Genomic DNA, 12,340 nt, shown 5'->3' with positions numbered 1-12,340 from the left:
TCCAGAAGCAAAGATGTTTATGGTCACTTTTTGAGAGAATAACGTTTGGCGAGTTCTCGAAAATGATATCGCGTTAGACCAGAAGCTTTCGCAGCTTTTGTGATGTTTCCATCATGGAGCTCCAGCATATGTTGCACATAGCTCTCTTCAAACGCTTCAACGAGTTGATTTTTAGCTATTTTAAAGGAGAGCTCACCTTGGCAAAGGGTCTCGATATCCAAAGCCATCGGAGAGGGGCGAATGCTTTGTTTTAAAATAGGCGTCACGTCGTTGCCTTCTAAAACAACGCCTTTGGCCATTGAAATGCCTCTCGCTAAGGTGTTTTTTAATTCACGAACATTGCCTGGCCAATCGTATTGGCGACGGCGAACGAGAGCATCTTCGTTAATTTCAATCTTTTTCTTTTGGGTTCGTTGTTGAGATTGAATATCGCGCAGAAGTTTTTGAACAAGCATGGGAAGATCACTTTTGCGGGTGCGTAATGGCGGCATAGTCACTGTCACCCCAGCAAGACGGAAATAGAGATCTTCTCGGAACTGGCCGTTTGCAACCAAGGCACGTAGATCACGATTGGTCGCTGCAATGACTCGGAGATCAACGGAAACAGTCACGCTGCCGCCCACACGACGAAATTCACCGCGCTCGAGAGCACGAAGCAGTTTGGGTTGAAGACTAAGATCCAGCTCGCCTATTTCATCTAAAAATAAGGTCCCCCCATTGGCAAGCTCAAAACAACCCATTTGATCGTGGATAGCACCCGTGAAAGCTCCTTTGGTGTGACCGAATAGTGTGCTTTCGATTAGGTTCGAGGCAATGGCGCTACAATCCTGAACCACAAAGGGTCCATCTTTACGCGATGATTTGTCGTGAACACCACGCGCAGCAAGTTCTTTGCCGGTCCCGGTTTCTCCCTCAATAAGAATCGAAATATCCGTTGAGGCCGCTTTACTCAAATACGCGAATATTTCGCGCATAACGCCGCTTTTTCCTACCAGTTCTCCAAAATGGTGCTCAGATGAAAGACCAATCTTTACGACTTCACTCGTGGGCTCAAATACAAAACTGCTATCGCCAGCTTGGATAGTTACGCCAGGATAAAGAGTCACTTCGCGTACACAAAGTTCGCCAACATAAGTTCCGTTGGTCGAGTTTTTGTCACGTAAGACAACATGATTTTCTTGAGTTTCTAGTTCAAAATGAATCGAGCTCAAAGTTGGATCATCAATGGTGATGTCACAGACAGTGCTTCGCCCAACAGTCATCTTGGGTTTATCAATTGAGAACTCTTTTTCAGTCCCGGAGGTAGAGATCGAGCGAAGAATGCTTTTAGGCAGGGAGCGAGCTTTTGGGTCGTCGTGCGGATGCTTTTCTGAGCTAACCTTTGTTTCGCCAGTGCTCTCTTTATACAATACTACGCTCCTCGGATGGCTTGAATCGCTTCAGGGTAGTTAGTCTTACCGAATATAGCGCTTCCTGCCACGAGAACATTTGCGCCGGCTGAAAGCACTTCCTGAGCGTTACTCTCTTTTATACCGCCATCGACCTCAAGATCGATGCAAAAGCCGCTGACATCAAGCATCTCTCGGATATCCCTGATTTTTTTGGTCATTTGGGGAATGTAGCTCTGACCACCAAACCCGGGATTAACACTCATGGCAAGGACGAGATCGAGTTCGGGAAGTAGGTACTGTAGACCTGAAATTGGGGTATGAGGATTCAATGCAATTCCTGCTTTTGTGTTCAGTGAATGGATGGATTGCAGGATGCGATGTGCATGGTTACAGGCCTCGATATGCACCGTAATACAATCAGCTCCAGCATCAGCAAAGGCAGCAATTAGCTTTTCGGGCTCCACAATCATCAGGTGTACATCTAAGGGAAGCGTGGTTTTTTCCCGTAAAGCACGCACTACGGCAGGACCAATGGTCAAGTTAGGGACAAAGCGGCCGTCCATCACGTCGATATGAATGCGGTCGGCCCCTGCGGCCTGTACAGCTTGCACTTCCTCGCCTAAACGCGAGAAGTCAGCAGCAAGAATGGATGGTGCAATATGGACAGCTTTTTGCGATGTAGACACGGTGTGTATATTTTTATGGTAGAAGTCCGAGGCAGAAAATGCCAATGAAGCAATGAACAATCATCTTCTGGCAAGTCTACTTGTTTTGGAAGGATAGCGGAAGGTATGGCCGAGCAGCGTTACAAGGTCCTCGAGCGCCTCGAAGCGGGCGGCATGGCGGAAGTATTCCGAGGCGTGGCTATTAGTGTCCAGGGCTTTAAAAGCCTGTGGCAATCAAACGTGTGCTCCCTCATCTGGCTCAAAACAAAAAATTCATCAAAATGTTTCTCGATGAAGCTCGCCTTGGAGCCCGGCTCAATCACGCAAACATTGTAAGCGTCTTCGACATCGGTGCGGCAGACTCGACTTTCTTTATTGTCATGGAGTATGTTGAAGGTACAAACCTTCGGCGTATCATTGAAGATCTCCGCAAACAACGCCGCCCCATTCCCACCAATGAAGCAATTTATATTTGCATGGAAGCCTGTCGTGGTCTTAGCTATGCGCATGAGCTCATTGATGAAGACGGAAACCCTGTCCATCTTGTTCATCGTGACGTTTCTCCGCCAAACATTATGATCACTCGGCGTGGCGAGATTAAACTCACCGACTTTGGTTTAGCCAAAGCCACTACACAGCTTGAAAAAACCGACCCTGGTGTTGTGAAGGGAAAGTTTAGTTATTTGTCTCCTGAAGCAGCCTACGGTAAAGAAGTGGATGCACGAGCGGATCTCTTTGCGCTTGGTGTGATCCTTTGGGAAATGCTGGCGGGCCGACGGCTTTTTGTAGGAGAGAGCGACTACCAAACCATCAAACTTGTACAACAGGCGCAGGTGCCAAGCTTGTGCAGGCTTAACCCGGAAGTTGACTCTGCCTTAGATGAACTCGTTCAACGTTCGTTGGCTCGCAATCCCGATGAGCGTTTTTTAAGTGCGCGTGACATGGGTGATGCGCTAGCAGGTTATTTGTTTAGTCATCAGCGAAAAGTTACGTCTTACGATATAGCAAATCTGGTTAACAATACGACATCGCTTAGCCCTCAAACACGTCCTTCTGTGCCTACTGCAGGCGCAATTGACCGCCTCATCCAAGACGAGCTTCAAAAGTTTACTTCGCTAGATAATCTCTCTGATCCACTTGCCGATATTGGTGTGGCTGAACCAAGCAATTCCGATACAGGAGCCATTCCACTTGACTCGAGGTTGTTTGAGGCGGCTTCACGAAGCCTGAAACCCGGCGCCGCCGGTGGCGGTCACATCGACACACGCGATTGGGGCGAAAACCTTCTTGATGACGATCCCTCGAGGAAATCTTCGGCGCCACCCTTCCCCATGAGAGACGTAAAAGTAGAAGGACTGGCGGGCTTGCTTGAAGATGAGACGAACACCACCGGTAAGGCGTTCACGCCACCGGCGCCTGTTAATCTTTCTAGGCCGCCATCAAAACGTCCCAGTGCTCGAGCAGACGCTAAAGGCAAAAATATGGGAGTACTCGCGGTGATGGTAGTCGTTTTGCTTGCTGCTATTGGCGTGATTGTTTGGAAGCTAGGTCTGCTAGGCGCTTAGTGCCGTGTTCCGAATCTCAGGTTATCAAGAGCAGCTCTTAGCAAGGGTTTGCATCTGGGCGGCGTCGGCTCCGGTTGGGGCAGTACTTAGATAGCGTCGCGCTAGATCGCAACGCCGCATACGAGAATTTTCTTCTCGAGCCAACATCGAGAAAACCTCAGCCAGAGGCACAGTCGCCATTGCGGCTGATTCAAGAGATGCCTTGCTATCACTGTGGCGCTCGGTAGCAACAAGAGCGAGTGCGAGATGTGCCCAACTGCAATTGGGATCGTATTCGATAGCCTTGTTGCTTAGTTGTTGTGCGCTACGAAAATCACCCAGCTCGAAAGCAAGGCGTGCACGTACCGCCAATACACGCGCCAAGGCTGAAGCATCTGATTTGTTCCTTAGCAATTGCTCAGCTCTTGCACTAAAGCGTCGAGCTTGAGCCAGTTTGCCTTCAACAACAGAAAGCATTGCGTAACCCACCCATGCATTAGCTTGATTTGGGTCCATGCGTATCGCCTGCGTAAAAGCGGAATTGGCTTGCGCATACTGTTCACTTTGAAGCCAAAGAAAAGCAAGCGATGTCCAAACATGAGCATTTTTGGTTTGATAACTCGATAGTGTCTCTGCACCCGAATGTCCTGCTCCGATCAGAACCAAAACAGTAGCTTCAGCGTCCAAAAAAGATGGGTCGTCAGCAGCTTTATCCTTTATTTTGTGCAAAATATTCAATGCTGCATCAAAATTGCCGGAAGTCGCTTCAACGCGTGCTAGTCCGAGCCAAGCCTCGTTGTGGTGGACCGAGATCTCCAAAGCCTTCGAAAACGCAGCGCGTGCTTCCGGAAGTTTGGCCATGGCAAGTGCCATTTTGCCGTATTGCATCTGGAGCGAAATATCGTTGGGATCTCTTTCCACGGCGGCTTTGGCATTGGCTAAAGCCTCGTGTATCTTCCCATTCCTTAACGCAACGAGTGCTTTGAGTGAAAGAAGTTGAGGCGAGGCGGGGAAAAAACTCATTCCCTCCGATAGGCTTTTTTCCGCAGCTCGAAGGGATCCAGTCTCGATTTGAGCCTGAACCAACATCATTAGCATCTGAAGCTGACCGGGTTGTTTACTAAGGCCATCGTGGAGCAATTTGATAGCGCGAGAAGCCCTACCTCGTTTCATTTCAAGTGCCGCAAGTTGCAAAAGAGCCCATGAGCCCTCGTTCTTATCGTTGATGGCCTGTTCGTATAGAGATATAGCTTCAGGATAAGCGTGTTGCAGCTCGTAAAGTTTAGCGCGCAGCACTTTGGCTCTCATGCCTTGACCAGCAGCTAAAAGTGCGCCTTGTGCTCTTTCAAGATCGTCCAGACTGAGCGCGACCTCAACACGGAGTTGTGCTCGCCGCTCTGGCATGGTTGCAAGATTAGGAAGGTGTTTGAGAACTTCGTTGGCTCGTTCTACGGCGCCAACCCGAACCAAAACCTCCCCAAGGCTAAGGCCAAACTCGTCTTGCCACTGGGGGCCACGGCGTGCAGCTTGTGTGGCGTGCCTGAGGGCAACGCGTGTTTGTCCTTGGTCTAAGGCTAGCTTTGCTTTTATTAAATGAGCCCAGGCCTTTTGCATGGGAGAGGCAATCGAAGAAAGAGCTTGCAATACTTCATCGGCCTCGCTGCTGGCAGCTTGTGGATTGGATCCGAAGCGCATGATAATTTTGGCACGTGTTACCCGAACTTCTGGAGAGCGTCGTGCATCCGGAATTTCAGACAGTTTGGCTAAAGCTTCGCTGCTATCGCCGTTAAGCGCCGTAAGCCATGCTGCAAGTGCCCCGTGTCGAGGAGATGTTTTGCGCTTCAAAGCGGCTGCACGGGCATCAAGCTCTGCGCGGGTTGTGTCTCCGGCCGCTTGCGCAGTGAGACTGCGCGCGCGCGCGACCTCAGCGGCTTGCTCAAGCTCAGCGTGCGCTGAAGCATTGGCTACAATGCTTCGTGCAGCAATCACTTCTCCTTTTGAAAGATAAAGGTAAGAGAGCGCCACGCGAGCGTCGGCAAGGGCCTTACCGCGGCTTCCAAGGCTTGCGAGCATCTCCTGTATCTGATGACGCTGATCTTCTCCGTGTTCGAGTTGTAAAGTGGCGAAAAGTCGTGCCTTGATGGCCAGCACTTCGTTTCTTCCTGAGTTGAGCGCATTCAAGGCACTTAAGGCATCTTCAATGGTCGGCTTGTCGCCGTTATCGCTTGCCCGTTGCACGATTTGCATAGCCTGCCCGAAGGAGTGTCTTTGCACGTAACTTTGAAAGGCAAAAAACGCGCCCACGCTTGCCAAAAGCAAGAGGGTCGTGATTGCAGAAAAGGTGAACACCATGGTTCGGTTCCAAGGAGCCTTAACGCGCTTTTTCCATTCAGCCAAAAAGCTTAGCTTTGATTTAAGACGAATGAAAAAATCCTTGCTTCGAACAAGGTAACTCACCTTCGCATCTTCCAGCCAGTGTGGGTTTTCAAGCGAACCTTTTGCTCGGGGCGGAGGTGAGATCGCTGAGCTCGACAGTTGTTTGTCGATGGTCAACATCTCGTCTGGATTTTTAGCCGTGGTTACTTCATCCGAAGAAATTTTGGCCATTGGAAGTTCTGCACTAGGAGCTTCACGGGCCAGAGTTTGGGCATCTTCATCATCATAAAACTGCTGCGTGTTCTTTGATGATGCGTAAGGGCGTGTCTCGCGAACGATGGGCGGACTGGCCATGGCCGCAGCCGCGCTTTGCGGAGCTTGATCCACTTGGGTGCGTTCGGAAGCCTGTATGTCGATTAGCCGATCCTCAATGGTAAGTGATTCCGCGTCTACTTTGTGCCAGATGTCCGGATAGTTCTCTCTGCCGTGATCCAGTAAATCTTCTGTGATGGAATCATCAGGTTTGAGGTTAAGGGCAAGTTTCAGCGAACGAAGTCCTTCTGAAATTTGTCCAAGATTGATCTGGCTTTCGCCGAGTACACGAAACACTATGTGATCTCGCGTTCCGTGCTCAATCAAAGTCTTCATCTCTGTTTGAGCTTCGTGGAATCGGCTTAGATAAATAAGAGCCATGCCCAGCAGCAAACGCAGCTCATCATCTCGCGAGTTTTCAAGCAACCCCTCTCGGCAAGTGCGTACCACCGCGGGGTATTGTCGCTCCGAAAAAAAGCGTTTGGCGCGCGTTGCAAATTTACTCATGGTACAGACTAAGGATCGAGAGTTCGAAGAAGTCCTTTTTGCTCCTGCAGTGACAGCGACTGGCCCTCGTAGCGTGCCAGAAGGTAACGTTCAGTGAGTTTACATACCGTTTCTGCGCGCGCAAATCCAATGCTCTGAAGATAGAGGGCATGTTCGCTTGGGGTACGGTGGGCAGGGCGCGGATTTCCCTGCTCTTTGAGCCATTTATCGATTTTTTGGTAGAACAAAATGCCGCTTCTTTGCTGCCCGAGCGAGCTTTGTTTGCTCCGCGATTGCCTTTTCCACAGAAACCATCCAAACCCTGTGTTCATCAGCGCAACAAGCAATACGAGCCACAGCCAGCCGTAAGATGGTGTTCCGTGTTTTACTTGCTTTGGTTGCACACCGGGCGGAGCTTGCGTGGTCTCTTTTTTGGATAGCTTGTGCAGCGCTTGGCGAAGTTGATCCCAAAGCCGCAACTGTTTTCGCATGTCATACGCCACAATGTGATTGGCCCAACGTGCGCGCAGCGCATCCGTCATGGCTCTAAATTGCGCCATCATACCTGATTCAACCTGGACTGAGCCTCGGGCTGCGGGCGTGGGGTCGAGCAAGATCCATCCCTTGTTATCGATATAGGCCTCAACCCAGCTATGCGCATCACCTTGCCGGACTGCAATATAATTTCCGTAATCGTTGCGGCGGCCACCAAGAAAACCCGTCACGTATCGAGTGGGAACGTTGACCGCGCGAAGCATGATCGCAAGTGCCGCTGCGAAATACTCGCAATGACCACGATGGCTTTCAAATAAAAAATACTCCAAAGGCTTATCGCCGGGGTCTTGTTCAGCGCCGGCAACGTAAGTAAAATTACGAGAGTCTTGGAGATACTCTTTGATGGCCTTGCTTTTTTCTTGAGCGCTTGAGTGTGTTTTATTCAGCTCTTTTGCAAACGCGACTAAACGCTCATGACCTTCTGGGACCTGTAGATATTTCCAGCGTTCAGCTTCTTCTAAATACTCGATATCTACTACATCGAGCAACGGTGAGACCAAGGCCTCGTACCTCACGACGTTCTCTTGTCGATTGAGGTATCGGAACTCGAGACCTGAGCCGCGTAAAATTTGTCGATAGATTTCAATGCCATGCCGAATTTGAGGAGCGATGCGGAGCGCTACGGTATTTTGTGGAATGAAGAGCACGTTTTCTTCGATGGGTTCGATTTCAAGTCGCAATGACAGCGCATCGGAGCCTGGAAAGCCTATGATGGGATAGAGCTCCGATCGGTGCGGTGCTCGGGCAGTGTTTTGAATGGTGCGCCGCCAGCGCCGACCATCGTAGTTGTCAAATGAAGTTCCGCGCAGTCGAAGTAATTCCGCACGGATGCCTTGTACTTTCGGTCCAGGAAATACTCGAACGACAATGGTTGGGTCATTCCGAATAGCTCCAAATTCGCCCAGATCAACCTCGCCGCCAAATCCTGCAACGCGTTGTTTTTTCCCGTAACCAAAACTAAACAGCCCAAGTCCAACACGAGGAAAAGCAAAGAAGAAAAGTCCTGTTGCAATCAAAATAGGCAAGGCCATGGCAGCGGTGCCTACTAAGAAACGAGGAGAGACTACGCCCGTACGATCCAAGCTGCTAAGCAGGTCCGTTTCGTGTTTTTCAGCATCCGGATAATGCGCTTCTACTTCGGCACGCAGATGCGATAAAGACAGCATCCATGGCGAAATAAAGACAAAGCCTGCAAAGACCAAGGCGTAAGATATCGATGTCGTCAGAACAGTTGCAGCGATCAAATGCAAAAAAGCAAGGACCGCCACTTGCTGTGCTTCTTTGGCACCACGTCGATTGAAGAGACGGGAGATTTGGAGCAAAGCGGAAAACTCAACGGTGACCATGAGCAAGCTCTGACCGCTTAGTCCGCGTAAGACTTGCACAGCAAACAAAGCGATCAGGCCGCCCACCCAGCTTTTCTGATAGAGGGTTGAACGAATCCATGTTCTGGGAACAAACCAACTTGCGATAAAGGCAACAAACAGAAAAATTTTAAACAAAGGTGAAAGAATATCGCCGATGCCAAGCGCAACCAGCCCAAGCCCTGCAATCATAAAGGTGACCAGCTTGTGCGCGTCTTGAAAACGCAGGGCTGATGGGTTTGCCTGCATCATGACAGACCTGTCGGTTTTTCTGGCAATTTAATGCCATCTCTGGCTTGCTTTGCTTCAATTGTTGCCAAAAGTGTCAGGATGGCCTCTGTGCCACTTGTTGGGTTAGCCCAGTAGTTTTTATCTCCTCGTATGCTTAGGCACACGCTTTGCCCTTGGCTGATTCCACTCATGACAAGCCCCGTTGCTTCGGAGACGGAACGTTCAAATTGCTCGGCCCATACGGATGCATCGTGCTCTGGCTCAAGCGGATCGAGTACAAACAAAAGCTGCTTTTGTTTGCTCTGCTGACGCTCGCGAACAACCAGTTGTCCGAGCGATGCCGACCTGCGCCAGTGAATGCGATTGGCTTCATCGCCCGATACATATTCACGCAAGCCAAAAACTTCGTTGCCGGAGCCTTTACGTTGTTGCTCTTGGGTGTCCCCAAGTTCATACGATCGCTCCGGAATAAAGCGCGGAGGAATCGGGTTTGGAAAGATAAGGTAGTCTTCTTGGTTTTGAACGAACTTGCTTTTTTCCACCAAGCCGAAAGGGAATCGCGTTTTCAGCCAGAACCCTTCAAAGCGACAGTACCCTCGATGCAAGAAGGTGACTTGGTAGGCCGCGCGCTCCGCGCCGCGAGGGGCTATTTTGGGAAGATAAATCTGTGAAACAGCACCGAGTTCTTCAACTTCAATGGAATAGCTATGCAGCCACCTTTTCTTGTTGAAGACTTCAACCTGAACCAACAATGTCTTTTCTGCATAGCAGTGTGTGGGGAGCAGACGTTTGGCGCCCATGCCTTGTAACACAAGCTCGCTCAAAACACCGCTTAGCAACATGAGCGTGAGCATGAAACCAAACACCAGATACACGAGGTTATTTCCCGTGTTCACGGCAGCAAGCCCAACCATGCACGCCATAGCCACAAAGACTTTACCTTCGCGTGTCATGCGCCATTTGCGTACGGCCCAACCACGCGGCACTTTTGCTCTTTTGATTGACTTGTCCACTGAAGAACGATGAGGGGTATGCACGTCGCTTTGATGATGTTGACGCAAGTTGTTCTTCAAATTCACCATGCGTTACAAAGGGACAGGGATATGGCTCATCAAGTCGTCAATGACGGCGATGGCGTCGCTTCGTGATGGCATGCTATCTTGGAAACCTGCAAGACGAATGCGGTGCGGCAAAACCGCAGGAGCAAGCCGCTTGACGTCGTCGGGCAATACATAGTTTCGGCCTTTGATAAGCGCATAAGCACGCACCGCACGGCTTAGCGCAAGCGCGCCGCGTGTTGATGCGCCAAGCTCGAGTAAAGGGGTGCTTCGTGTGGCCCGTATGATTGCGTGAAGGTAATCAATCACATTGTCTTGCATGCTCACGTCATCCACAGCATCTTGTGCCATCAGTAGGGCTTGGCGTTCGACGACAGCTTGGAGATCCGCGTGAGCTGCCGGATTGCGTTGAGCTGCGATGAGCGCGCGTTCGGTATCTTGCGGAGGATAGCCAAGTTCAATGCGCACCAAGAAACGATCAAGTTCGGATTCCGGGAGCGGATAGGTTCCAAAGAACTCGCGCGGATTTTGGGTCGCTACCACAAAAAAGGGCTCTTCAAGGACGCGTGTTTCACCGTCGATGGACACACGGCGCTCTGCCATGGCTTCTAAAAGTGCGCTTTGGGTCTTAGGAGGCGTACGGTTGATTTCATCGGCCAATAACACATGCGTAAACACAGGACCCGGCCGAAAGGTAAAGCTTCCAGTGGATTGATTGTAGACGTTGCCTCCTAAAACATCGGCGGGGAGAATATCGGAAGTGAACTGAACACGTCGATACGATACCGCAATCGATTGCGCCAAAGAGCGCGCAAGCGTTGTTTTTCCAACACCAGGAACGTCTTCAATAAGGACGTGTCCTCGCGCGAGCAAAGCGACGACGGCAAGTTCAACACGATCTTCTTTGCCCTGAAGCGCTCGACTGACATTGGCAACGATTTGCTGAGCGACCTGAGTTGCGTTGGGAGCAAGCATGGTATCCTTTATCCTTTAGATTTTCGTTTCTTTTCGATCAGGAAAGCAATGCCTACCGATAAAAAGTAAAGCACAATCATGGGTCCCAGCATGATGAGTTGAGAGCCGACATCGGGTGGCGTAAGCGCAGCGGAAACGATGGCGGCGATAGCGATCCACCAGCGACCAAATTGCAGAAGCTGTTTTGCAGTCACCAATCCCGCAAGCGAAATGGTAGTGACCACAACAGGTACTTCGAAGACCACACCAAAAGCAATCAACAAACGCGTCGCAAAATTAAGATACTCACCTATCATAATAGTGGGCGTTAGTTTTACGGTGCCGCTTGGCAAGGGGCCGGCAAAGGCAAGCAAGGTGTCGAACACCCCAGGGAAAACAACCAAGTAGCCAAACAGGGCGCCACCAGCGAAGAACAAGGTAGAGGCAAAGGCAAAGGGAATCGCTATCTTTTTTTCATGCCGGTACATGCCTGGCGAAATAAAACCCCAAAGCTGCCAAAAAACCCAAGGGCTTGCCAAAAGCAATCCAAAGACAAGCGCGATTTTTACGTAGTTTACAAAAGGGTCAACGGGGTTTGCAAAATGCAGTTGGGGCTCGCCCAAGCCGCGATCGGCCCAGTGCACGACTAGCGGTTGCACGAGTAGATCCAAAAGTCGTTCTCTAAATATCCATGCCAATGAAAAACAAGGCAAAAATCCCCACAAGGCTCGGATCATGCGTGTGCGCAGTTCGCCAAGATGCTCGAAGAATCCCATCTCCACTTCGTTCTCGGGGGTGTTTGGCAAAGCTTCGTTGCTCACGCTTTAGGCTCCCTTTGCTCCGGCGTTTCCGTTGCGGCCTCAAGATAGGCAACATCCACGCCTTGGATGGGCTCTTCTTGTTCAAGCTCCTCGGCGTTCAGTGAACGCAGAGCAGAAGGTTTTGGTGTAGGTTGCTCTTGAACCGGTTTATCTTTAACTGTGGTTGGAAGACGACGCGCTAGTGGGCGCATTGGTGCTCGAAAATCATCGTCTCTTAAGAGCTCGTCAATCCCAGTTGTTTTGCGAAGTTCGGTGGCTGCTTTTCTAAACTCGCGAATGGCACGTCCGCCCGCCTTCATAAGAGTAGGCATCCGATCAGGGCCTACTGCAATGAGCAAAATGATAGCAATGACGATTAGCTCGCCGGAACTCACACCAAACATGTCCCAAGTGTAACAAAAGATAAGAAAAAGGAGACACTAATGGTGTAACTACAATCACTTACATCGGAATCGGCGTTAGGGGCCGTACCGAGGGGCTTTGGCTGAGAAGAAAACCCGACGCTTATTGGCGATTTTCAGGTGTGCTGCGTTACTGAGCTGGCAGTCATCGTCGCTGACGGCATCATGTGAAGTCCCAGAAA

The 12,340-nt window shown here is 50.4% G+C and carries 9 protein-coding genes; 1 reads left to right on the top strand and 8 read right to left on the bottom strand.

From position 1 onward, the window contains the following. Positions 1-23: 23 nt before the first annotated feature. Together IPJ88_03075 and IPJ88_03070 are read right to left on the bottom strand one after the other, a co-directional pair. Positions 24-1,409: a sigma 54-interacting transcriptional regulator gene (locus IPJ88_03075; GenBank protein ID QQR90736.1), complete on the bottom strand. Its 1,386-nt coding sequence runs from the start codon at positions 1,407-1,409 to the stop codon at positions 24-26. 2 nt (positions 1,410-1,411) lie between these two features. Next, positions 1,412-2,077 (bottom strand): ribulose-phosphate 3-epimerase, encoded by a 666-nt coding sequence (locus IPJ88_03070; GenBank protein QQR90735.1) that lies wholly within the window; start codon positions 2,075-2,077, stop codon positions 1,412-1,414. Positions 2,078-2,283: 206 nt separating this feature from the next. Here IPJ88_03070 and IPJ88_03065 point away from each other — a divergent pair, with 206 nt between their 5' ends. Further along, entirely contained in the window at positions 2,284-3,621 is a 1,338-nt protein-coding gene (locus IPJ88_03065) for a serine/threonine protein kinase (protein ID QQR90734.1), read from the top strand. A 24-nt stretch (positions 3,622-3,645) separates the two neighbouring features. Here IPJ88_03065 and IPJ88_03060 read toward each other — a convergent pair whose 3' ends face one another. The 6 genes from IPJ88_03060 to IPJ88_03035 all read right to left on the bottom strand — a co-directional run bounded on the left by IPJ88_03060 (position 3,646) and on the right by IPJ88_03035 (position 12,140). Further along, positions 3,646-6,795 (bottom strand): tetratricopeptide repeat protein, encoded by a 3,150-nt coding sequence (locus IPJ88_03060; protein ID QQR90733.1) that lies wholly within the window; start codon positions 6,793-6,795, stop codon positions 3,646-3,648. An 8-nt stretch (positions 6,796-6,803) separates the two neighbouring features. Then, complete coding sequence (locus tag IPJ88_03055) at positions 6,804-8,945, bottom strand: DUF3488 domain-containing protein (GenBank protein QQR90732.1); 2,142 nt, start codon at positions 8,943-8,945, stop codon at positions 6,804-6,806. Beyond that, on the bottom strand, positions 8,942-9,910 hold the full coding sequence (locus tag IPJ88_03050; GenBank protein QQR90731.1) for a DUF58 domain-containing protein: 969 nt from the start codon (positions 9,908-9,910) through the stop codon (positions 8,942-8,944). Before IPJ88_03050 ends, IPJ88_03055 begins: the two co-directional genes overlap by 4 nt. Before the next feature lie 99 nt (positions 9,911-10,009). Continuing rightward, positions 10,010-10,957, bottom strand: a complete 948-nt coding sequence (locus IPJ88_03045; protein ID QQR90730.1) for a MoxR family ATPase — start codon at positions 10,955-10,957, stop codon at positions 10,010-10,012. An 8-nt stretch (positions 10,958-10,965) separates the two neighbouring features. Beyond that, positions 10,966-11,757 carry a twin-arginine translocase subunit TatC gene (tatC, locus tag IPJ88_03040; GenBank protein QQR90729.1) on the bottom strand — a complete coding sequence of 264 codons (792 nt, stop codon included), beginning with the start codon at positions 11,755-11,757 and terminating at the stop codon, positions 10,966-10,968. Further along, positions 11,754-12,140: a twin-arginine translocase TatA/TatE family subunit gene (locus IPJ88_03035; GenBank protein QQR90728.1), complete on the bottom strand. Its 387-nt coding sequence runs from the start codon at positions 12,138-12,140 to the stop codon at positions 11,754-11,756. Before IPJ88_03035 ends, tatC begins: the two co-directional genes overlap by 4 nt. Positions 12,141-12,340 lie beyond the last annotated feature (200 nt).

The sequence above is a fragment of the Myxococcales bacterium genome (assembly GCA_016699535.1).
Taxonomy (GTDB): domain Bacteria; phylum Myxococcota_A; class Polyangia; order Polyangiales.
Note: the sequence above shows the minus strand (reverse complement) of the source record. Positions and strands in the feature narration are given on the sequence as shown.

Coding starts and splice junctions, on each gene's coding strand:
- IPJ88_03060 (QQR90733.1), bottom strand. CDS start 6,795: ATGAGTAAATTTGCAACGCGCGCCAAACGCTTTTTTTCGGAGCGACAA.
- IPJ88_03055 (QQR90732.1), bottom strand. CDS start 8,945: ATGATGCAGGCAAACCCATCAGCCCTGCGTTTTCAAGACGCGCACAAG.
- IPJ88_03045 (QQR90730.1), bottom strand. CDS start 10,957: ATGCTTGCTCCCAACGCAACTCAGGTCGCTCAGCAAATCGTTGCCAAT.
- IPJ88_03035 (QQR90728.1), bottom strand. CDS start 12,140: ATGTTTGGTGTGAGTTCCGGCGAGCTAATCGTCATTGCTATCATTTTG.